Annotated in this window: 13 protein-coding genes; 8 read left to right on the forward strand and 5 right to left on the reverse strand. The window is 58.4% G+C overall.

Annotated features, from left to right (window positions below; genetic code table 11):
* Positions 1-6 precede the first annotated feature (6 nt).
* From BVIR_RS05790 to BVIR_RS05800, 3 genes are read right to left on the reverse strand one after another with little or no spacing between them, the layout of a single operon-like run.
* On the reverse strand, positions 7-1,089 hold the full coding sequence (locus BVIR_RS05790) for a hypothetical protein (RefSeq protein ID WP_145912060.1): 1,083 nt from the start codon (positions 1,087-1,089) through the stop codon (positions 7-9).
* A complete protein-coding gene (locus tag BVIR_RS05795; RefSeq protein WP_145912059.1) occupies positions 1,086-3,923 on the reverse strand; it encodes a hypothetical protein in 2,838 nt (945 codons plus the stop codon). Before BVIR_RS05795 ends, BVIR_RS05790 begins: the two co-directional genes overlap by 4 nt.
* A 2-nt stretch (positions 3,924-3,925) precedes the next feature.
* Complete coding sequence (locus BVIR_RS05800; protein ID WP_197604407.1) at positions 3,926-5,824, reverse strand: Druantia anti-phage system protein DruA; 1,899 nt, start codon at positions 5,822-5,824, stop codon at positions 3,926-3,928.
* 422 nt (positions 5,825-6,246) lie between these two features.
* Between BVIR_RS05800 and BVIR_RS05805 the strand changes: the two genes are divergently transcribed.
* Genes BVIR_RS05805 through BVIR_RS16320 form a run of 8 tightly spaced genes read left to right on the forward strand, consistent with a single transcriptional unit; the run spans position 6,247 to position 21,578 of the window.
* Positions 6,247-7,140 (forward strand): BrxR family helix-turn-helix transcriptional regulator, encoded by an 894-nt coding sequence (locus tag BVIR_RS05805; RefSeq protein WP_055038712.1) that lies wholly within the window; start codon positions 6,247-6,249, stop codon positions 7,138-7,140.
* A gap of 1 nt (position 7,141) precedes the next feature.
* Complete coding sequence (gene brxF, locus BVIR_RS16315) at positions 7,142-7,600, forward strand: BREX-3 system P-loop-containing protein BrxF (RefSeq protein ID WP_060833052.1); 459 nt, start codon at positions 7,142-7,144, stop codon at positions 7,598-7,600.
* Between the two features lie 20 nt (positions 7,601-7,620).
* On the forward strand, positions 7,621-11,418 hold the full coding sequence (locus BVIR_RS05810) for a DUF6079 family protein (RefSeq protein WP_236823724.1): 3,798 nt from the start codon (positions 7,621-7,623) through the stop codon (positions 11,416-11,418).
* Between the two features lie 3 nt (positions 11,419-11,421).
* Complete coding sequence (locus tag BVIR_RS05815) at positions 11,422-13,290, forward strand: RNA-binding domain-containing protein (RefSeq protein WP_055036839.1); 1,869 nt, start codon at positions 11,422-11,424, stop codon at positions 13,288-13,290.
* Positions 13,287-16,058 carry a DNA methyltransferase gene (locus tag BVIR_RS05820; protein ID WP_055036840.1) on the forward strand — a complete coding sequence of 924 codons (2,772 nt, stop codon included), beginning with the start codon at positions 13,287-13,289 and terminating at the stop codon, positions 16,056-16,058. Before BVIR_RS05815 ends, BVIR_RS05820 begins: the two co-directional genes overlap by 4 nt.
* Positions 16,055-18,868: a DEAD/DEAH box helicase gene (locus tag BVIR_RS05825; protein ID WP_055036841.1), complete on the forward strand. Its 2,814-nt coding sequence runs from the start codon at positions 16,055-16,057 to the stop codon at positions 18,866-18,868. The genes BVIR_RS05820 and BVIR_RS05825 overlap by 4 nt, the downstream gene beginning before the upstream one ends.
* On the forward strand, positions 18,865-20,859 hold the full coding sequence (gene pglZ / locus BVIR_RS05830; RefSeq protein WP_055036842.1) for a BREX-3 system phosphatase PglZ: 1,995 nt from the start codon (positions 18,865-18,867) through the stop codon (positions 20,857-20,859). The genes BVIR_RS05825 and pglZ overlap by 4 nt, the downstream gene beginning before the upstream one ends.
* The gene (locus BVIR_RS16320) at positions 20,859-21,578 is read left to right on the forward strand and encodes a hypothetical protein (RefSeq protein ID WP_082416762.1); all 720 of its coding nucleotides are present in this window, start codon (positions 20,859-20,861) and stop codon (positions 21,576-21,578) included. Before pglZ ends, BVIR_RS16320 begins: the two co-directional genes overlap by 1 nt.
* 191 nt (positions 21,579-21,769) lie before the next feature.
* Here BVIR_RS16320 and BVIR_RS16720 read toward each other — a convergent pair whose 3' ends face one another.
* Entirely contained in the window at positions 21,770-22,003 is a 234-nt protein-coding gene (locus tag BVIR_RS16720) for a hypothetical protein (RefSeq protein WP_055036843.1), read from the reverse strand.
* Complete coding sequence (locus BVIR_RS05840) at positions 22,000-22,197, reverse strand: hypothetical protein (RefSeq protein WP_055036844.1); 198 nt, start codon at positions 22,195-22,197, stop codon at positions 22,000-22,002. The genes BVIR_RS16720 and BVIR_RS05840 overlap by 4 nt, the downstream gene beginning before the upstream one ends.
* Positions 22,198-22,217 lie beyond the last annotated feature (20 nt).

The raw sequence follows: 22,217 nt of genomic DNA on the forward strand, positions 1-22,217 counted from the left end.
CGCCGTTCAGTCGATTGGATTCATCCACAACGCTTCGTTCAGGAAAGCGCGTTCGCCCGGCCATTCCTCATTCGGGATATCGTATGAAAAGAGGCAGCGCTCCGCCCTAGTCTTGGTGCCGGCGAGGGTCAGCCTGCGTTCGGCCCAGGATGGGATCGGTGCGTAGAAGCGAACCAGCGTCGTCGCCCCTCTGGGACTTGAGCGGTATCGCTGCGGGTGTCCTGCCAGCGCGTCAAACGCAGCCTGAATCCGCCACGCCATATCGCTGGGCCGGATACGGTCTCCGGGTTCGCTCAAATCCGTGAAGCGATTGACTCGGCCGGCTTCAAGGTCGGCCACACACCAAATGGCCGCGCCATATTTCTGCGGGCGGCGCGCGACATAGAAGCCGGTGTGCTGGTTGCGCGGTTCAACCCAACGGTCTCGGTAGAAATTCACGGGTCGGGACGTATCGAGTATCGTCAATCCGTCCATGCTTCCCGCGCGTGGCTCTGCCGCCACGAGCGACCGAATGTGCCCGGCGTAAGCGGAAGCAGGTTCGCTCCTTGGAAGCCGCAGCCAGGTTCGCTCCGAGAGTGGGAGCAAGCCTAGTTCTTTGAGGTACAACGGGAGTTCCTCTCCGGAGAGCGGCAAGAGAACGCGTAGCAAGCCGCGATGGACAATTCTCGCACCTAGGTCCTCCGTCAAAGCGCTGATTTGATCGCCCGCAACGCCAAGGAGAAAAATAGAGCCGTTCTTTCGCGCCACAAATGATGGCGGCGCAGAGCGAAGCGTGTAGGCCGTGCTGGTCACCCACGGGTTCTCCGCATCCGCTCTCATCTCCAGGATGTCGCCGTAGGTAACGAGGCTCTCAAGGATTGTCTCGACGCGGCCGGCAAACTCGGGATCCTCCAGGGCAAGCGAAGCGAGTGATCCAGAGACGGCGTGCGCCAGTTCGTGCGCAGCGCAGGGGGCGAGGATAAATGCGGCGCGCCGCAGCGCCTGGGCGATGAGTTCGTCACCAAGCTGCGTGGGCGCGGGATCGGTGCGCATCCCCAGCGCCTTCGCCACGCTCGCAATGGCCTCTCGTGAGGTGATCAACGTCGTCATCGCGCCGGCTCCGCGCTCTCGCGGCTCCGGCGCAGCCACAGGTCATAGGCTAAACGGGCGAAATAGGCTCCCCGGATAAGGGGGACATTCTCGCTAAGCCTCTGGAATTCGGCGGCGCCGTGATTGGGTGTTTCGTAACGTATGGTGCTGGGCCGGAAAGCGAGCCGTAGCGCCAGATCGCAAAGCGCGGTATCGCGGGAAATATTATAGATTTTGCAAAGCCGCTGAAATTCGGCCCGTAAAGCACTGCTGTTCGTGTGCCAGTTCCACACCGTCGAGCGCATGCGTGAGGCAAAACCAGGCGAGCCCCCCACCTGGTGTTGCAACTCCTCAATGTTTTCCAGATCGCCCGCGCGGTTTTTCTTTGCCCGGTCAGCCCACGCCGTTCCGCAGGCAAGTCGCTCAATCTGATACTCAAACACATCTATGACGGCCGCTTTTCGGATGGCCGCCAAAGGGCCGAGCAAGGCGCGCCCCGCAATCCACAAGCGAAGGCCAGGAATCAGACGAAGGATGTCGCGTGGCGAATCGCCCGGATTTTTAAGGATAGGGATTACGGCGAGCCCCTCGAATCCCGAGATTTTCTCGTGCGGGGGTACGCTCGCCACGGCTCCATAGGCGGTGCCCTGGTAGATGGCGATAAATAGCGATCCCGGCGGCTCGATCTCAACGCCCGCAATGCACTGGCTCGACTGGATTCGCACGCACTCGTCGGGCGCAACGATGCGGTACTGGAGAGTATTGAGTTCCGTGCCGACGCCAGCCTCGTCGATGAGCCGCATCCTGTGATTGCTGAGCTTCCACCGGAGTGGCGGCACGAAGTGCGAAAACGACAGCGCCGAAGCACCCAGTTCGTCGGCAATGAACGCGATGTCGATTTGTGGGGCCGATTGTACTTTCTCGGACAGCGGCTCGTGGCCAAATCTTTCCAGTACGCGCGCCATCGCACAGCCTGTTGAAGGCAGATCAATTCGGCCCAGTTCACTTGTTTCGGTAACATGCCCGCTCGCATCAAAGAGCCTAGCCTCCACCCTTGCCGAGCGCTCCGCCGGCCCATGCACGATGATGGAAGCCTTCTTACTGACGAGGCTCTCCAAGGAGGCACCAACGGGTTCGAGGATGGCGCGGATGCCAGCCTTTTGCTGAATGCCTTGTTGCCACGGCACCGGCGGTCGGACTTCTACGAAAATGACTTCAGGCGCGACATTAGGGTTTCGATGTGAAGCATTTTGCGACCGCGCGGACGCCGTAATCTCTACAATATGCTGGCCGAGAGCGAGATTGCCGAGGGAAACAATGATCTCCTTTTGATGGGAGATGGGGAATCGCGTTAACACCTGTCCATCGACGCGCACGGCGAATTCGGAAACGTCAAAGTCCGCGCTGAGGCGCAGTAAAACATCTTCAGTCGGCAGCCAGATCGAGCTGCCGAGCGAGGAATTCCACCGCGGCACGAGACCCACCGGGTCCACCCGGGCGCGCAGCACATAGCCCAACGACAGTGCGGACAAAGCTTGCAGGAACGGCTGCGTTGCGACCTTCGGCGCTTCCAGACCGTAGAGATTGATACCCCGCGTTTTGGAATCCAACCGCTGAAGATTCAATCCGCCGATCGTAATCGGCGCGATCTCATCGATTACAGCGATGACATAACGCTCTCCCGTGCGCACATTGTTGCCGAGCATCTGGCGACATACGCCGTCCTGATGCTCCTTGAGCAGCCAAGGAGGCCTCGAAAGAATTTTCAGTTCATCTGCAATCGCTGCAAGGACCGGAACCTGCTTGTCGAACTGAATGAGCGGATCGTCGAGGGATTGCGGCAACCCATGAAGGATTTGCTCACGGCCTGAATAGCTCAGCAGAGCCTTGGCCGGCATCCAGCCGCCATCCCTGTCCACGAACCTGATGCGCGCCTTGCCCAGCGCGTCGTGTGTATCGGGAAGCTCTGCGAGAAAGGCCGTGAGATCAGGAATGGCCATGCCGACGTTCCAGGAACCATCTGAAGTAGGACGGCAAACCAGCTTCAAGCCGCGCGCCGCGGTCTTGATCAGCGAGGACGTTGCCTCGCTTGATCCCGCTGACCGTCCCCCGGACAGACCAAGGCGAGCAGTCACTCTTGCGTCGCGCAAAACGCGGCGGGCATCGCGCAGGTAGCCTCGCGATAATGTCTTTCGTTCCAGATCGGCGATAATCCGAGCGAGCGTGGGCCGATAGATCGGGCCGACAAAATCCTGCACGTCTTCGTCCCGCATGGCCAGGACGAGCCGCGCAGTCAGCGCGGTTTGTTGAAGAAAGTTCTCGAAGCGAGAGGAGCCGCCATGATAGCGCTTCTCCAGCAACGTCCCGATCCTATCAAGACTTACGCCTGCGATTTCGTGCCGAAGATCGTAGAGGTGCCGCGCAAAATGGGAATGCAAATATTGCGGCAGAATCGAATGGGTGATGGGCCACGCGATGATCGAAAAGTGATCCGCCCAGCGACCACTGGGGACGAAGCCTGTGAAATTTTTGGCGAAGCGCTTATACCAGTCTCGGATTGTGTCGCGGCTTCCATACCACTCCCAACTTCGGATTTCGGATTGAAACGAGTCCCAATACTCATCGCCGTCGTAGGCATATCCGATTTCAGCAGCGACAACCGTCCATAGAAGCCAATAATTGCTTCTCAGTTCACGCGTGCGTTGGAGTTCGGCGATCAGACCGTCGCGTATCGCTTCAATGTCGGTTCCGGGGAGGCCGTGCTCAATAGCGTAAACAGGGAATCCGAGACTGGCACGCTCACTCGAAAGTTTGCGAAAATGATCGTGGAGATTTTGCTGTGCTTGGCTAAGCATCCCTAACGTCCGACGGCTGCACCTCGCCCAGGTTGGACTTGGATGCTGGGTTTTGCAGCGGATGGCGGTTTGCCCTTGATTAGGTCAAGAATCCCCTCGCGTTTCCATTCTCGGAATTCCGGGCGCCGAAGCGCGCGAGGCTCGATCCATCGCGCGCGCGCCAAGTCGGAAATTTCCTCGACGGTCTGCAATGTTGAGAGGTCGAGTTCGCCGTTCCCCGTCTTGAGAATCTCGAAAGCGTTAGCTCCGAACGGACAGATGAACACTTCACGCTGGATTCCGTGCTTCAGTACGGACTGGTTGATTTCAAGAATGTCGAGCGCGCGGCGTATCGTCCGCAACCGCCAACTCGGGCCGTCTCCAAATTGGTGGTTGCCGGCATAGGGATCGCGCCTCAGGCGCAGGAATTCCCTGATGTCGGCAAAGAGGCGGTCTGTAATGTGAAAATGGCCCCACCCGATCGTATATCCGATACGCTCAAAGAAAGTCTGCTTGCCGAGCTTCAGGCGGTTGTAGATCGAGGAACGCCCCATCGACGACGTGGTTGTTACCGCCAGGAGCTTCGCCCGTTTCTTGCGCCCGGAGATAATGCCGACAGCGCCTCCATATGTTTTCTTGAAGTCGTCGAATACCTCGCGGCTACGCACGAGGCATGCCACGGCCTTGCCGCAAAGAAGCATGCTATAGGGAGGTACCGCTCCAAGGACATAGGCGTCCAGGAGCCCCACGAGGCGCTTGCCGCGCGCTTCGGCGTCCCATCCGATCAGCTCATCCCGCACCCGCAGATTGAAAACAGGATCGCCCAGCGCGATGACGCCCGCGACTTTCTCGTGATGCGCGTCCCACACAAGATAACGGAGCCGCCGGCCGTAGCCAGCCGACACAGGAACCGACCACGTTAACGTCGCGATACGAAACAGGTCGGCTGCCTCACTACCGCTTCTTACACGCTTTAGTTGAAGTTTGATTTTCGACGGGTCGAGTTCGGCGCCGTCCGCAAAATACTTCAGGGCATCCGGTAGGACGAGTTTCAGGAACTGAGAACTGCGTTCGAGGCGTTCAGCACGCTGCTCAGCATGGAGGGTTCGCACATCGTCCTTCCCCGTGCCGGGCAGGATGAGTGTGCCGTCATTGGCGCGGGCAAACCCGAGCCGGGTAAAATGGCTTCGGATGCTCCGCTTGAGCAGGGCATCCGCGCTGAAGGGCCGAGCCACGCCCGAACGATTGCGGTTCGGGAGCGCATTTTTTGACTTTGTCATAGAATCCCCCAACCATGATAGCGTGAAGCAGTGTAGCCGCAAATTGCAATATCCTCGGATTCCCGAGATGCTTTCGCCGAATGCCTGTTGCAGTGATCGCCTCGACAGGGGCATGCCGAACGGCTCTCGCGTAGGCCTGATCAGCCTGAATCGGTCACTTTCGGTTGGAGACAAGCCACAGATCGCCACCCACCCGGCGTTGTGCTCCTTCGCCTGACGGAACGTTTCGTCGGTGTCCTTCTTCGACCATCGGATCGGCTCATAGGCCGAGGAAGCGACCTCATCAGTCCCAACGAGCGCGTGTCGTCGCGCAGCCGGGGAGAACCGGCAGCGGCATCGCGCGCTTTGCGCGCGATGCGAATGAGATCGCGGGCGACGACGGACCGCTTTTCCAAAATCGTCGACGTAGGTCTGAAAGAGGAGAATGCCAATAAAATCAATGGAGAGTTTCGCGCTCTCTACTCTCGGTTGACGAACATGGGTTCGAATCGTACGGCCCCGCCAATCGAAATTGTCTCGATTTTTCAATGACAAAAACTCCGTACTGTGACCCATCCAGTCCACAGGTTCGGAGAATTCGGGCGGAGAGAGAGCGGATTTCGGCCATTCCGAGCCGCGCGCAGTCCACAGGTGAGTGGCCATAACCCCGGAAATCCTTTGGAATTTCGGGCTGCTCGCGGCACAAGAGACTGTTTTGTCAGGGGAATTTGGCGGAGGGAAAGGGGCTGTGAGCGAACTCTCTCATGGGACGCATTGTTAACGACTGGTGAATCCGCGTAAACATAAAAAAATCTGCGGTTACGTAGAGTTTCTCCTCCTATTTTGTTTCGGACCGCAACGTTTGGTGTTTGGTGCCATGATCGCTACTACCTTGATAGTGTTTTGCGCCCACGCCATCGTCAGGCCGCACGTCAAAACTTCTGAAACAAAATGGCACGAACACCAACGCAATACGCCTGACCCTACCAATTTTGATTGAACCCGCCCCGCTTCTCGGATAGGTTGAGTGAAAGCCCAGAAACTGGACTCGCCCAGTTTCGCGACGGACCATGTCCTGGGAGTGCATGGTGGGAACAGATAAGGCAGATCTTCGGTGGGGCGTCGGGCGGCGGCTCGAGTTCATCGAGTTCCGTCTGTTTTGGGAGGGGCATGTGAATCGAGGCGATCTGATGGGGGCGTTCGGCGTCTCGGTGAACCAAGCGTCCACCGACCTAAACCGCTACATCGGAATGGCGCCGGACAATATGGTCTATAACAAAAGTGCCCGGACCTACATCAGGGGCACCAAGTTCGAGCCATTGTTCCTGAAGCCCGACGCCAGCCGCTACCTCTCTCAGCTGCGCTCCGTTGCCGACGGCATAGTTGACCGGGCTGACGCCTGGATTGGCCAGTTCCCGTCCTACGACGCCGCACCGAGCCCTGTGCGGGGTGTCAATGCCAACACCCTGCGCTCGGTGATCGCCGCTATCCGGCGATCAGAGGCAATTGAGGTCAAGTACCAGTCGCTCTCCCGCCCCGAGCCGCGCTGGCGCTGGATCGCGCCGCACGCGATCGGGTTCGACGGGTTCCGCTGGCACGCACGAGCCTTCTGTCTCACCGACCAGAGTTTTAAGGACTTCCTGCTTTCCCGGATAATCGAGACCCGGGGCACCAAGATGACCGAGGTCGGTGCTGATAGGGATGCCGACTGGAACGAGCAGGTAACCTTGGAGATCGGGCCGCACCCTGAGTTGTCCGAGACGCAGCAAAAAGTCATTGCCCTCGATTACGGAATGCGAAGCGGTCGGGCCAAGATCCCCGTGCGGAAGGCGCTTCTTTATTACGCGCTCAAGCGACTGGGTCTGGACACCGACCCCGCAGCGCGGCGTCCCCAGGATCAGCAAATCGTACTGCTCAACGGTGCCGTACTCGGCACCGAGACTCAGGCCCATTCCTCCGCGTCTCGGATGGATGGCTGAGATGATCGAGAAATTGGATCGCCTCGTCGACGATATCTCAGGCCTTAACAGCAAGTTGGTCCTTTTGGTCGGTCCTCCGCGATCTGGGAAAAGCAATCTCCTCGGGCAGCTGGCCGCGCGCCTACAAACGCGTGTTCTGAGCGTCAGTGCTGCGCTTGGTCGTGAATTGCTTACGGTGCCGAACACCCGAAGACACTTGCAGGCGGCTGAGCTGCTGAAGGGGCTCGCGGATGAATTTGCAAGCCATGGGCTCTTGCTCGTGGATAACATCGAGCTCCTATTCGATCGGACGCTGCAGCTCAGCCCGCTAGATTTACTGAGGCAACATGCTCATGCGCGTCGTGTCATTGCGGTGTGGCCAGGAGAGCTTCGGGAAGACCGACTTTCCTACGCCACGACAGGACATCCAGAACATCGGGACTACGGCGTCAACAGCTTGGTCCCGTTCAAAATTCATTGAAGGGGTGGGGGGAACGCGGGATGCCGATGCGTTATGGCGATCTCATTCAGTTTGAGCCGATCGAGTCGGTCATTCAGCTTCTGGACGCCAATCGCCCGGACGAGGCCAAGAGGCTTGTGTCGACCTACGTCATTTCCGACGACATGGCCGAGCGGATTAACAAGCAGATCATAGCGCAGATTTCTTTCGATCTTACCGCTTCCTTTAAGATCCTTAGAGGAGCCGAAGTCGAAAGAAAAGGAATAGAAGATACTAGCAGTTTCGACTACAAAGGTATACTTGTCGTCGGCAACTACGGGACCGGTAAATCGCACCTAATGTCTGTGCTCTCGCTCGTCGCTGAAGACGCCGCCCATGTCTCGATGATCCGCCATCCCAAGGTGGCAGAGGCAGCAGGCGCGATTGCGGGAAAATTCAAGGTTCACCGGATCGAGATTTCCAGCCAGATGTCCTTGCGGGACATCATCACGCAGCAGCTTGAGGTGTTCCTCGAAAGGCACGGCGTCAGCTATTCCTTCCCCCCAGCGGACAAGGTCATCAACAACAAGGCTGCCTTCGAAAAGATGATGGCGGCGTTCGCCGAGGTCCATCCGAACCACGGCGTCCTCATCGTCGTCGACGAGTTCCTCGAATACCTGAGGTCGCGCAAGGATCACGATCTGGTTCTTGACCTGTCGTTTCTGCGTGAGATTGGCGAGGTCACAAAGCACCTTCGCTTCCGGTTCGTCGCCGGCGTTCAAGAGGCGATCTTCGACAGCAGCCGCTTCCAGCACGTGGCCGACAGCCTTCGTCGTGTGAAGGATCGCTTCACGCAGGTCCTGCTGGCCCGCCAGGACGTCAGCTTCGTGGTGGCCGAGCGCCTCCTGAAAAAGACGGCAGATCAGCAGAACAAGATCCGCGCTTACCTCACACCATTCGCCAAATTCTATGGCTTGATGAACGAGCGCATGGACGAGTACGTCCGGCTTTTCCCAGTACATCCTGATTACATCGGAACCTTCGAGCGGCTGGTGTTCACCGAGAAGCGCGGCGCGCTGGTTACACTTAGGGATCAGATCCAGGCTATCCTCAGCGATGAGGTGCCCGACGATCGGCCGGGGCTGATCGGCTACGACAAGTTCTGGGAGACGGTCACGTCAAACTCCGTGCTGCGCGCGGATCCGAACATCGGGCCGGTCCTCAAGGTGTCAGAAGTCCTGTCGGAGCGCGTGAGGAAGGCGTTCACTCGCCCGGCTTATAGGCCGATGGCGCTCCGCATCATTGACGGACTTTCCGTCCATCGCCTGACAACGGGCGGCGACATTTATGTTCCTGTGGGACCGACCGCTGAGGAACTCCGCGACACGCTCTGCCTGTTTCAGCCGGGCATCGAGGACATGGGCGGAGAGCCGGAGGCCGACTTGCTTTCCCTCGTTCAGACCGTCCTGCGGGAGACGCTGAAGACCGTCAACGGCCAGTTCATCTCCAGAGCGCCCGACACCGAGCAGTACTATCTCGACCTCAAGAAGGACGTCGACTACGACGCCCAGATCGAAAAACGCGCGGAGACCTTATCGGACGACGCTCTTGACCGCGCATACTATCGTGCGGTTGTCGACTTCATGATCGAGCGGCCCGACGAAACTGCATACGTTCCGGGCCATCTAATCTGGCAGTATCAGATCGAATGGCAGGACCGTCGGGTCGAACGGAACGGTTACCTGTTTCTCGGCGGACCGCGTGACCGGCCAACGGCGCAGCCAGAGCGGAACTTCTATATCTACTTTCCGCAGCCATTCGAGGCTTACAAGCTTCGGGACGAATTGAAGTCCGACGAGGTGTTTTTCAGGCTGAAGCATCCGGACGACGCGTTGAGGCGGCACATCTCCTCTTACGCCGCGGCTCAGGAACTCGCATCGACAGCTAGCGGTGGTGCGAAGGCGATCTACCTCGACAAAGCTAGAAGCGCGCTACGCGATATTGGCAGGTGGCTGCAGGAGAATCAGCTGGAGGCTTTTGAGGTTACCTATCAGGGAAAGTCAAAGACGCTGAGAGAGTGGACCAAGGGCGTCTCGCTGCGCGACAAGGCACGTCTTGGCTCGGAAGAACGGATCAACTTCCGAGACGTCGTAAACGTCATTTCCGGCCTCGCGCTGAATAACCAGTTTGCCGAGGTGGCGCCTGAATACCCGACGTTCTCTGCGCTCGTCACCGAGGCGAACCGGAAGCAGCTTGTCGGCAACGCCCTGCGCGCGCTGGCAGGCGGAAACCGGACCAAGGACGCCGTGGTCATCCTCGACGGCCTGGAGATGCTTGACGGTGATCGCATCGACCCCACACGGTCTCGGTACGCGCAGGAGGTTTTGGCTCGGCTGAAGGCCAAAGGCCATGGCCAGGTGCTGAACCGCGGCGAGCTGGTCAGCGGCGACGCGGACGTCGAGTATTTCGCGCCGATCAAGTTCCGCCTGGAGCCCGATCTGCTGGTCACCGTTCTGGGTGGGCTGGTCTATGCAGGCGACATCGTCCTGGCGATCACCGGTGACAAGATCGACTCTGGCAAGATCACGTTGCTCGCCGAGCGGCCGCTCGACGAACTGAAGCAGTTCAAACACGTCGAGGCTCCGAAGGAGATCAATGTCGCCATCCTTCGAGCGCTGTTCGAGTTGCTTGCGCTGCCGCCAGGGCTTGCACAGCAGGCGACCCAAGGCTCGGACGAGCCAGTCAAGTTTCTTCAGGAAGAAGTCGGCAAACTGACACGGCGCGTGCTCAGCGCTTCCACAGACATGGCCGGAAGGCTGAGCTTCTGGGGTCAGTCGCTCCTTCGGGATGAAGAGATCCGCGATTGGCGCTCGAAACTCGATGCGTTGAAAAACTTCTCCGAAAGCCTGTCACCCTACAACACCGTGGGGAAGCTGAAGAACCTGCGGATCAACGCCGACGACATCGCGGCGCAGAAAAAGAACCTCGAAGTCCTGGATGCGATCGAGCGGATGCTGGATCTCGTCGCAGAATTGGGGACGACCGCCAGTTACCTGTCTCAGGCCGAGATGGTCTTGTCTCCAGATCATGCATGGGTGAAGCAGGCGCAAGCCACCCGAAAGCAGGTTCTCGACAAGCTCGCCGCTGACCGGACGGCGCAGCACGCAGCTGAATACAGGCAGACGCTCGGCCAGTTGAAGAGGGACTACCTCACAGCTTATGTCGGGCAGCACAGCAAGGCCCGTCTGGGCGTCGCGGAGGACAAGACTAAGTCCGTTCTGCGCAAGGATCCGCGCCTTGTGTCGATGCGCGCTCTGGCGGGCATTTCCCTGATGCCGACCAGTCAGCTGTCGAATTTCGAGGAGAAACTCGACAAGCTGAAGAGTTGCGCCGCGCTCGTCGACTCCGAGCTTGCTGCGAGCCCGGTCTGTCCGCACTGCGGCTTCCGCCCGGCGAACGAGCAAGGAGATATGCTTCCGGCGGCCAATGTCCTCAAGCTGCTTGATGATGAGTTGGACAGGCTGCTGGGCGGTTGGCAGCAGACGCTCCTCGATAACCTCGAAGACCCGATCATCCAATCGAACTTCGACCTGTTGCGCCCTGCGGCCAAGACGCTGGTCGATGGTTTCGTGAAATCGAAGGCGCTGCCCGATCCGGTGCCGCCGGACTTCGTTTCCGCGGTTCAGGAGGCGCTGTCAGGGCTGGAGAAAATCGGGATTTCCAGCGACGACATCAAGAAGGCGCTGCTTCAGGGAGGATCGCCGGCATCGCCGGACGAGCTGCGCAAACGGTTTGAAAGCCTCCTCAACGACCGCTGCAAGGGCAAGGACACGACCAAACTCCGCTTCGTGGTGGAGTAAGCCATGACGCGTGACGAGTTTCTGGCCCGGCTTCAGTCTGTCGAATGGGACGACATCGAATTCAAGGAAGCGGCTTGGGCTGTCCCGAGGTCCGCGCTTGAAACGGTGAGTGCGTTTGCCAACACCAAGGGCGGTCATCTGGTCTTCGGCGTGAAGGAGTCCAACGGGACGTTTTCCATAACTGGTGTCACCGATATCGACAAGGTTCAGAACGACTTTCTGGGCCAAGTGCGGGATGGACAGAAAATCAGTGTCATCCTGCCGATTGCGGGTGACGTTCACACGATGCCGGAAGGCTCGGTGATCTGCTTCCATGTGCCTGAAGCCCCGAGACATGCGAAGCCGGTCCACCTAGACCGAAATCCGAAGAAGGCGTTCATTCGCAGAGGCAGCGGCGACTATGCCTGCACCGGAGAAGAGCTTCTGCGCTTCATTCGAGACGCGGGGAGCATCACCTATGATTCCGAGACGCTGGATCTGGATCCCACGAAATGTTTCGACGAGGGGACCGTCCGCTGGTATCGCGCGAGATTCGAATCCAGCAATCCCGGCAAGGACGGCTCGGCAGATGACATCTCATTCCTGCGCGAGTGGGGCTTTCTGGTCGAACGTGAAGGAAAGCTCTTGCCAACACGGGCGGCCATCGTCGTTCTAGGATCGGGCGAATATGTCCGGCAGGAACTGCCTCGGATTGTCGTCGACCTTCAGCTTTACCGGCACGGCGCCAGCGAATATGCGCCGAGCATTCGCTGGGCCGACCGGGTGACCATCGAGGCGAACCTGATTGAAGCCTGGAAGGCCATTCTCGACTTCTACCTCAAGCACAGCGAGAAGCCGTTCGCCGTCGATCCGACGACATTGCGCAGGCATGACGATCCGCCCGACTACATCTCGTTTCGCGAAGCAGCCATCAACCTGCTCATCCATCAGGACTTTGGTGACGCCACGCGTGTGCCGGTCATCCGGTTCTTCCGGGATCAGGCCGAGTTTTTCAATCCGGGCGATGCGCTGGCGTCGCGCGAACAGCTTCTGGATCCGGGCGACAAAGAGGTTCGAAACCCGCGAATTGTCGGTGCATTCCGACGCATCGGCCTATCCGATCAGGGTGGGACGGGCGTCGGAGCGATCTTCGACGGCTGGCGGCGATTGGGCTTTGTCCCGCCAGAGATCGAGAACGACAAGGCGGAAAAGAGTTTCCGCTTGCGGCTCCGCAGGGAGAAGCTCGTCACCGAAGAGCAGCTTTTGGCGCAGGCGAGCCTTGGCGTTCAGCTTTCCGAGCACGAAGCCGCTGTGTTCGCCTATCTGATCCGGAACGGCGAAATCGACCTGGCCGACATCAAGGCGTTGACCGGCCTTCCCGGTCCCGCGGTACGCGAACTTGCACAGCGCCTGGCCGTACAGGTCATCCTCAGGCCAAGTGCTGGGGTCGAGGGAAAGTTCGCTCTGGCGGACCACCTGCGTGCTCGGTTCTTGGGGGCATCGGAAGACATTACCGATAGGAAACAGCCAGTTACGCCTGCCGCGACCGACGATGGATCGACTGTACAAGTCACTGAACAAGTCGCTCCGAGGGACACCGAACAAGTGCCCGTACTGAGGGAGCTGACGGCCGTGCAATGGATGATCGTGCAGCATGCTGATGCGCCGCGTTCACTGGCCGAGCTCATGACAGCTACGGGCTACACCCAACGGCCGCACTTCAAGGTAACGCATCTGGAGCCGCTGCTGGACGGTGGAATTCTGCGGATGACCGTTCCCGACAAACCCACGTCCTCAAAACAGAGGTATGTGCTGACCAATGCGGGACTCAAACTGAAATCGCTGCGCTTGGAAGACGGGACGGCCACGGCGAAGAAAGAGACAAGCGAATGACGGACAAACTCAAACTCGAATCCGTCTCAGGCGGCGGAGCCGTCGAGTGCCTCGGGCAGGCCTTCCCCAGCGATCAAGCGCGGCGGGAGCACTTTCTTTCGTTGCTGGCAGCGAAGCTGAAGGATCCCGAGTTCCGCAAGCAGGAGGGGTTTCCGAGAGGGACGGATGAGGCGATCCTCGCGATGTCGGATCCGCCGTACTACACCGCGTGCCCGAACCCGTGGCTCCAGGATTTCGTGACGAATTACGGTAGGCCCTATGACCCTACCGAGAAATACGCGCGCGAGCCGATGGCGATCGACGTTTCGGAGGGGAAGACCGACCCGATCTACAAGGCCCATTCCTACCACACCAAGGTGCCGCATCTGGCGATAGTGCCTTCGATCCTCCACTTCACCAAACCAGGCGACATCGTGCTGGATGGCTTCGCCGGATCGGGGATGACTGGAGTAGCCTCCCAATGGTGTGCTGTAGCGCCTGCTCAGTATAGACATCAGATTGAATCAGAATGGAAGTCTGCTGGCAAAACATTACCGGAATGGGGCCCGCGACCAACTATTCTTGCTGATCTTTCTCCCGTGGCGACCTTTATTGCTACAAATTACAACCAGACACTCGACATAAATCGCTTTCTGACGGAGGCGGAGAAAATATTTGTCGAGATGGAAAATGAGTTTGGTTGGATGTACTCGACGAAGATCGGGAATAGTTTTGGAAAAATTGATTTTACGGTCTGGTCAGAAGTTTTTTACTGTCCAGAGTGCACTGGGGAAGTCGTATTTCATGATCACGCCCTAGATCAAGATGGACGGGTGAAGGACGCATTCGCTTGCCCACACTGCAGCGCCGAATTGACCAAGAACAATCTAGAATTGGCATTTCAAACTATAATTGATCCAGCGTCAAAAAAGGCCCGAGAGGTTCCAATAAGAAGGCCTGTATTAATTCGCTATACGTCGATAAAGAAAAGGTCCGAAAAGTCTCCAGACGATAGCGATTTGGATCTAATAAATAAGATTAACGAAATGCCGTTTCCCACCAATGCTCCGTCAAACCAATTTCCCGATATGCAGATGACGCGCGTGGGGCGAATGAAGACAACTAAAATTACCAACATTCATGATCTATTTTTGCCTAGGTCTCTTCGAGTTCTAGCTGGATTTTTTGCTAAGGTAGAACGTGTCAAAGACGCGAACATACGAAAGGCGCTCACGATCATCGCCCAGCATCAGTTTGTCAATGCGTCGATACTTAACAGGTATAGGCCCGCTTCGTCTTTTGGAAATTCACCACTTACTGGTGTATTTTATGTTTCATCGTTAGTAGCCGAAGCAAATGTAATTGATTTATTAAAAGGAAGCATAAATCGAATCAAAAGGATGGAAAAGACGCAGTGGGGAAAAGGCAAAGAATGGGGGCGTAATGTTTTCATTAGTACCTCCAGTGCGTCAAATATAAATGGAATTTCGAACGAAGCGATTGACTACATTTTTACAGACCCGCCATTTGGTGAAAATATTTACTATTCAGATCTCAATTTCCTTACAGAATCATGGCATGGCGTAATAACGGATCCGATCCAAGAAGCGATTATCGATCGTGTGAAGCAAAAAGGAGTAATGGAATACCAGCGGTTAATGCAGGCCTGCTTTGCAGAATACTATCGGGTTCTAAAGCCGGGCCGCTGGATGACAGTTGTGTTTTCAAATAGCCGAGCGGCTGTTTGGAATGCGATCCAGGTTTCTCTTCAGCAAGTAGGGTTTGTCGTCGCAGAGGTAACTACCTTAGACAAAGTTCATCTGACTTTCCAACAGGCGATGTCGCCCAATGCAGTTAAGCAAGATCTTGTGATCTCCGCTTACAAGCCAAATGGCGGCCTTGAACAGCGGCTAGCCGAACGTGGTGCTGCGCCGGAATCCGCTTGGGATTTCGTCCAGACTCACCTGCGTCAGCTCTCTGTTTCTAAGTCTCATAACGGTTTGCTTGAATTCGTGCTGGAGCGAGATCCCCGCCGCATCTATGACCGCATGGTGGCGTGGTTCGTCCGCCACGATGTTCCGGTGCCGCTATCGACCGAAGAGTTCCTCGACGGACTCCGAAGCCGGTTCCCGGCGCGGGACGGCATGGTGTTTCTGCCGGAGCAGGTCACCGAGTATGACCGGAAGCGTGCACAGGTGGCTCAAGCGCCGCAGATGGAGATGTTCGTCGCCGACGAGCGCAGTGCCATCGATTGGCTGACCGACTTTCTGCGCAAGCGTCCGTCGACCTATCAGGAAGTGCATCCAGAGTTCACCACGCAGCTCGGCGCGGGCTGGAAAAAGCATGAGACGCGCCCGGAACTATCGGCGCTGCTGGATGACAATTTCCTGCGCTATGACGCATCTGGCGACGTGCCCAGCCAGATCCACAATTACCTGTCGACGAACTACCATGATCTGCGAAACCTCGAAAAATCGGACCCGCGCCTGAAGGCGAAGGCCAAGGACCGCTGGTATGTGCCAGACCCCGGCAAGGCGCAGGATCTGGAGCAGAAGCGGGAGAAGACCCTGCTGAAGGAGTTCGAAGCCTACCGCGATGCGCCGGGACGACGCCTGAAGGAATTCCGGCTCGAAGTGCTGCGGGCGGGCTTCCGCTCGGCGTGGGCCGCGAAGGACTTCAAGACGATCATCTCGATTGCCCAGAAGGTGCCGGAAGAAGCGCTGCAGGAAGATGAGAAGCTGCTGTTCTGGTACGACAGCGCGCTCACCCGCATGGAGGCCAATGCGTGACACAGGCGCGCGGCGGATATGGCATCGGCGAGTGGTGTTGGCATGCACGGCATGCCGCGCCTTGCCGTGTCGTAGACCGTCAGGATGTCTGGGGCGAGACCGCCTATCGCGTCTGGCTGCCTGCCAAGGAGGCCGTCGTGCGGGCGCGCGGGAAAGACCTGTCGCCGCTGGACGAGGTTCGGCTCACGGTCGATCAGATCCTGCATACGGCGGCCGCGGCGAAGCTGCTTGACGCGCTCGAAGACAATCTGTTGCTGGCGCCGATCCAGTCGAGCGTCGTGCCGCTGCCGCATCAGCTCTATGCGCTGAACCGGGCGATGAGCCGCGACCGGATCCGCTACCTGCTGGCGGATGAGGTCGGGCTCGGCAAGACCATCGAAGCCGGTCTCATCCTGCGCGAACTCAAGCTGCGCGGCATGGCCAAGCGGATCCTCGTGGTCGCACCAAAGGGGCTGGTCCGACAGTGGCAGGCCGAGATGCGGCTCCATTTCGGCGAGACGCTGCAGTACATCGAGCCGGCAGAGCTTTCCGCCTTCCGCCAGTGGCGCAATGACGAGGAAAACCTCTGGCGGCTGCATGATCAGGTGATCTGCTCGCTCGATTCCGTGAAGCCGATGGAGGCGCGTCGGGGCTGGAGCCTCGAGCAACTCAGCACCTACAATCGGGAACGCTTCGAGGATCTGATTTCGGCATCCTGGGATCTCGTCATTATCGACGAGGCCCACCGCATGGGTGGGAGCACGGACCAGGTCGCGCGCTATAAGCTGGGCGCGGCGCTTGCGGAGGCGGCGCCCTACCTGCTTCTTCTGTCGGCGACGCCCCATCAAGGGAAGACGGACCAGTTCATGCGGCTTATGCAGCTGGTCGACCGGGATTCCTTTCCCGATGAGAGCAGCGTGACCAGCGAGCGCGTGCGCCCCTTTGTCGTCAGAACCGAGAAGCGCGTCGCGATCGACGCCGAAGGCAAGCCTCTCTTCAAGCCGCGCATGACGCGCCTTCATCCGGTCGCCTGGCTCGATCGTCACGCGGCCCAGCAGCAGCTTTACGAGGCGGTCACCGACTATGTGCGCCACGGCTACAATCAGGCGATGGCCGCAAAGCAGCGGCACATCGGGTTCCTGATGATCCTGATGCAGCGGCTGGTGACATCCAGCACGGCCGCCATTCGTGCCACGCTCGAAAAGCGCCAGGCTCTGCTGGACAAGCCACCGGCCCAGCCATCGCTTTTCGACACCGCCGATGTCGACGAATGGGCGGATCTCGACGGTCAGACGCAGGTGGACATCGCCGTCCAGGCCAAAGGCTGGGAGATGGAGCAAGCGGAAGTCGACACGCTGCTGAAACTCGCCCGATCCACCGAGGCGCAGGGAACTGACGCCAAAGCCGAAGCGCTGCTGGAGCTGATCTACAAGCTCCAGCAGGAAGAAAACGATCCGGAGTTGAAGGTTCTGGTGTTCACCGAGTTCGTGCCGACACAGGCGATGCTCGCCGAGTTTCTGGAAAGCCGGGGCTTCTCGATCGCGACGCTCAACGGCGGCATGGATCTCGACGCCCGCAGCCGCGCCCAGAAGGCATTCGCGCAAACGGTGCGCGTCCTGATTTCGACCGATGCCGGTGGCGAAGGTCTGAACCTTCAATTCTGCCACGTCATCGTCAATTTCGACATGCCATGGAACCCGATGCGGGTCGAACAACGTATCGGCCGCGTCGACCGTATCGGGCAGCCGCATGTCGTCCGCGCGATAAACTTCGTGCTCGAAGATACGGTCGAGCACCGCGTTCGCGAGGTACTGGAAACCAAGCTTGCGATCATCGCCGAAGAGTTCGGTGTCGACAAAGCCGCGGATGTGATGGATTCCGTCGAGGCGGAGCCGCTGTTCGACGAACTGTTCGTCCAGGGATTGCAGAACCCCGACGCCATCGAAGCCAAATGCGATGCCGTGGTTTCGCAGCTGCAGTCAACGATCGCGGAAACCCGCAAGAGCAGCGAGCTCCTTGCTGACAGCCATGACCTTGATGCCGACGATGCGCGGAAATGGCGGGATCATCCGGCGCAATTCTGGCTTGAGCGGGCGATCACGACCGGACTGCCATCGAGGGGCGGTGAAGCGACCAAGGATGGTCACGCATGGCGGGTTCGCTGGGGCGATGGTAGCGAGACTGCCTCGATTTGCTTCGACGCGCGAACCGCCGAAGGCAATCCGGCGATCGAGTGGGTAACCCTTGAGGATCCCCGAGCTCGCGCACTGATCAGCGACCTGCCGCGCTGCGTGGCAGGCCAGCCCATGCCGATCGTTCGGATCGCCGGACTGCCTGAAAGCGTCCGTGGGGTCTGGTCGTTATGGGAGATCAGCTTGTCTGCGGACGATTTCAGTCGGCGACGCTTCATGCCCGTGTTCGTAAACGATGAGGGACGCACCTTCTTGCCGACAGCCAAGCGCATCTGGGATCTGCTGCTCACCGAACAGGTGACGTTGGTCGGACCGCCAGCGATCTCGGATGTGGCGGCTTGGTTCGAAAAATCGAGCGGCGCTGCCATGGTCCAAGGCGAGCGCATATTCTCCGATCTTGCCGGAGCGCACAAAACCCGCATTCAGGAAGAACGCGAGCGCGCCCAATACGCTTATGAAGCCCGGCATCAAGCCGTTGGCCGCATCGGCCTTCAGAATGTGAGAGAGCATCGTCGAAAGCGCCTTCAGGTGGACCACGACATCCGCATGGCGCAGCTTGATGCCTCCGAGGCCTACGCTCCCGATCTCAATGCCATCCTGGTGTTGCGCATCGGGGAGATTTCGGCAGGTGCATCATGAGCGCCTGGATTGATCGGATCGTGCATGATTTTCCTGTCGACTTGTCCCACTTCTGGATTGCATGCGATCCGGACGATCTTCTCTTGGATGAACGGATACTGCTGAGCCTTCGAGAGCGGGGCTTCGAAGTCCTGCCTTTTGAGGATTCTATAGCCTTTCGAACAGAGTACGAAGAGCGCTATCGAGCAGCGTGGGACCGGGGAGAGGATGGATCTGCCAAAGCGCTGATCTTGCAGCTCAATGGCAGCGATGTGAACGTGTTGCCTTGGGACTACATCCGCGACGGGCGACAGGTCCGTTTGGGCTTGGCAGACCTGTTTCCCAAGCTCAGTTATAGTGTGATCCGACGAATTGGCTCCGAATACCACGAGGCGCTGTTTGCAGCCCACAATCGGCATGGGACGCACCCTTTGGGTGAGAGTGCCACCAAAGATTTCATCCTTACGCACATCTTCCGCATCAGCCCATATTTGCTCAACCGCCCCGAAGATTTCTGGCGAGAAGTCTTACGCCTGCACTACCGCGGATCTGGCCTGCCGGATCTCCTCGCGGATCATGTATCTGCAATTCTGAGCGAAACCACGCTTGTAGATCTTCCGGTTGCCGAGTTGCTCTCCTCGAAGAGCTACATGGTGCGTGTCGTGCAAGATGCCTGGGAGCGCTTTCTGGGGCAGTACGGCGTCCACAGCTCTCGAAGCTCGGATGCAGAGCCGACAGAGGCGTTTAGCGCAATTGCTGTTCCGTTTGAGCATCCGGATGTCCGGATGATCGTGGACACGATGTTTCTTGAGGGAACACTCCAGCCGGTAACCATCAAAGGCTCTCCCATTGGCATCCCGGATTGGGCCAAGGTGGGGCTCATCAGTGATCCCAATGCGCTTGCCGATCTCGTCCGTGATGGAGTGACGAGGATTTCCGGGGAGCTGCCTAGCATAGATTCTTCGCATCGTGACTGGGGCGATCTCGCGCGCCGATTGGGCGAGGTGATCTTCAGGTTCCATAGCTTGAACGCGAGCCTCGCAGATACCGTATTGAAACAAGTCCGGCAGTTACAACATGAAGCAGATGAACGACTAAAAGCATGGATTTTGAATCATTTCGCTGATCTGCCGTCCCTGCCTGCCGCGAAAGCGCCAGTAATGGTTCACCATGTGCCAAGGTTTCTCGCGCTACGCCGCAACGCTGGCGAGGATCGCATTGCACTTCTTGTGTTCGATGGCCTCGCGATGGATCAGTGGATCCAGATCCGTGAGTATCTCACGGAGCGCGTTCCGGGATTTGCAGTAGAAGACGGTGCTTGCTTCGCCTGGCTTCCAACTCTCACATCGGTCTCCCGGCAGGCGCTTTTTTCCGGTTTGAAGCCACGAGAATTCGCGGGCTCCATCTCGACGACGTCTCAAGAGCCGTTGCTGTGGGAGCGGTTCTGGCAGGAAAATGGTCTACGCAAGCCGGAGATCTACTATCAGAAGAGCCTCAAGCGGAATGCTCAACTGACTGAATTGGAAGACGCTATTTCCCACCCGGCCACGAAGGTCGCCGGAATAGTCGTCGATATGGTCGACGAAATCGTCCACGGCGCGATGTTGGGCAAGCGAGGTATTGCCGGGCAGATCAGCGCTTGGTGCGACACCGGGTTCGTTGAGGAGCTATTCCTGATGCTCGCAAGGCACGGGTATCAGATCTACCTCACCGCTGACCACGGAAATGTCGAAGCGGAAGGAATTGGTCGGCTCAATCAAGGAGTTGTTTCGGAAGTAAGAGGTGAGAGGGTGCGGACATATCGCAGTGATGCCCTCGCTGAATCAGTGCCCGAGGGAATTGACGGCTTTCGTTTCGATATCGCTGGACTACCGTCCGACTTCTTGCCGCTATACGCCGGCACCCGGGGAGCATTCGTTCCGAAGGGAGACCAGATCGTCGCGCACGGTGGAATCTCCGTAGAGGAAGTGATCGTTCCATTCGTAAAAATAACAATCAAGAGATCTACTTGATGAAGTTGCCTGCACCTCAGATCGGATTTGACCGTTTCATCAAACTGGAATGGGCGGAAGCTGCGCTTCGCGTGAGGGCTGGCGTTTCAAATCTTGATGATCTTGCCAAAGTTCTAGACGCATCTCACCACGGTACTGCTGCGAAGAAAAAGACACGAACGGTGCTGAATCGGCTGTGGCTGGAGCCGCTGCGTTCAGACTTAGTCGAGTTCGCGGATCGCGGGGCCAAAATTTATCGGGATGGGCCGGATATTTCTGTTCCTGCCATGACTTGGGGGATGGCGTTGGCCACTTATCCATTTTTTGGGAAAGTGGCAGAGATCGTTGGCAGGCTCACCGCTCTGCAAGGCGAATGCACCTCCGCTGAAATCCACAGAAGAATGGCTGAAATCTATGGAGAACGCGAGGGAACGCGCCGCATGACGAACATGGTCCTTCAATCTCAAGCCAGTTGGGGTGCCATCGAGAGACTTGAGAATGGCAAAAGGATTGTCCGCAAGAAATCAATCGATCTCCATGGGTCACCAGTCGCAGCGTGGCTGGCAGAAGCATGCTTGAGATACGCTGGTCGCAGCCTGCCAGTGGCAAGCCTCGACTCAAACCCAATGATATACCCGTTCGCGCTGGGAGGCTCCATCTCGTACCGTCTCTCGAAATCGTCCACCGTCGAGATGCGCGTCGACGGCACAGGTAATCAGGTTATCGGTCTGTCGAGTTGACCTTTCTATCTGACAACGTCTCATGCGAGTTCATTTTCGCGCTACAAGCCCGTGCCTGATCGCGCAGCTTGGCATAGTCCAGCATCGCCCGTTCAAGCGCCGCGCCGGGTGGCAGGCGTTGGATTTCATCGGCGAGCCGCGCCTGGAAAGCGCGGTCGTAAGCCGTAACCGGTGGGCAGACGACTGACGGCCTAGAAGGTGCCGCCGCGCAGGCGGTCAGCGAGAGCGTCGCGATCACAAGGAGCGGCAGCGCCTGCTTCGAGCATGCGGTCCTTTGCATCGGAGGCCTCCTTCTGGGATTTGAGTTCGACCTCGCGGGCTTTCGCCGCCTCGGCGGCGGCGCCCGCCTTGCGGCCAGCGGCGAAGATCGCCGCGGTGGCGATGACCACCGCGACGATGAAAACAAGAGCGAACCAACCGGTCACTTGCTCGCCCCGGTGATCCCGGCCCGCAGCGTGCCGAGGCCGAGCGCGGCGAGGATCTGGGTGAGCCAGTCGGACCCGACATCGACGCCCGGCACATCAATGCCGAGACCCTTCTCGACGACCACGACGAGAACGAGCACGGCGGCGATGATGTAGGTGCGGTAGCCCGCACCGAATTGAAGAACGGCGTTCATGGAAATCTCCAAGGTTCAAG

Source organism: Blastochloris viridis, assembly GCF_001402875.1.
Lineage (GTDB): Bacteria > Pseudomonadota > Alphaproteobacteria > Rhizobiales > Xanthobacteraceae > Blastochloris > Blastochloris viridis.

Excerpts from the sequence above, each read along its gene's own strand:
- BVIR_RS05790 (WP_145912060.1), bottom strand. The coding sequence starts at position 1,089 with ATGACGACGTTGATCACCTCACGAGAGGCCATTGCGAGCGTGGCGAAG.
- BVIR_RS05795 (WP_145912059.1), bottom strand. The coding sequence starts at position 3,923 with ATGCTTAGCCAAGCACAGCAAAATCTCCACGATCATTTTCGCAAACTT.
- BVIR_RS05800 (WP_197604407.1), bottom strand. The coding sequence starts at position 5,824 with ATGGCCACTCACCTGTGGACTGCGCGCGGCTCGGAATGGCCGAAATCC.
- BVIR_RS05805 (WP_055038712.1), top strand. The coding sequence starts at position 6,247 with ATGGTGGGAACAGATAAGGCAGATCTTCGGTGGGGCGTCGGGCGGCGG.
- brxF (WP_060833052.1), top strand. The coding sequence starts at position 7,142 with ATGATCGAGAAATTGGATCGCCTCGTCGACGATATCTCAGGCCTTAAC.
- BVIR_RS05810 (WP_236823724.1), top strand. The coding sequence starts at position 7,621 with ATGCCGATGCGTTATGGCGATCTCATTCAGTTTGAGCCGATCGAGTCG.
- BVIR_RS05815 (WP_055036839.1), top strand. The coding sequence starts at position 11,422 with ATGACGCGTGACGAGTTTCTGGCCCGGCTTCAGTCTGTCGAATGGGAC.
- BVIR_RS05820 (WP_055036840.1), top strand. The coding sequence starts at position 13,287 with ATGACGGACAAACTCAAACTCGAATCCGTCTCAGGCGGCGGAGCCGTC.
- pglZ (WP_055036842.1), top strand. The coding sequence starts at position 18,865 with ATGAGCGCCTGGATTGATCGGATCGTGCATGATTTTCCTGTCGACTTG.
- BVIR_RS16320 (WP_082416762.1), top strand. The coding sequence starts at position 20,859 with ATGAAGTTGCCTGCACCTCAGATCGGATTTGACCGTTTCATCAAACTG.
- BVIR_RS05840 (WP_055036844.1), bottom strand. The coding sequence starts at position 22,197 with ATGAACGCCGTTCTTCAATTCGGTGCGGGCTACCGCACCTACATCATC.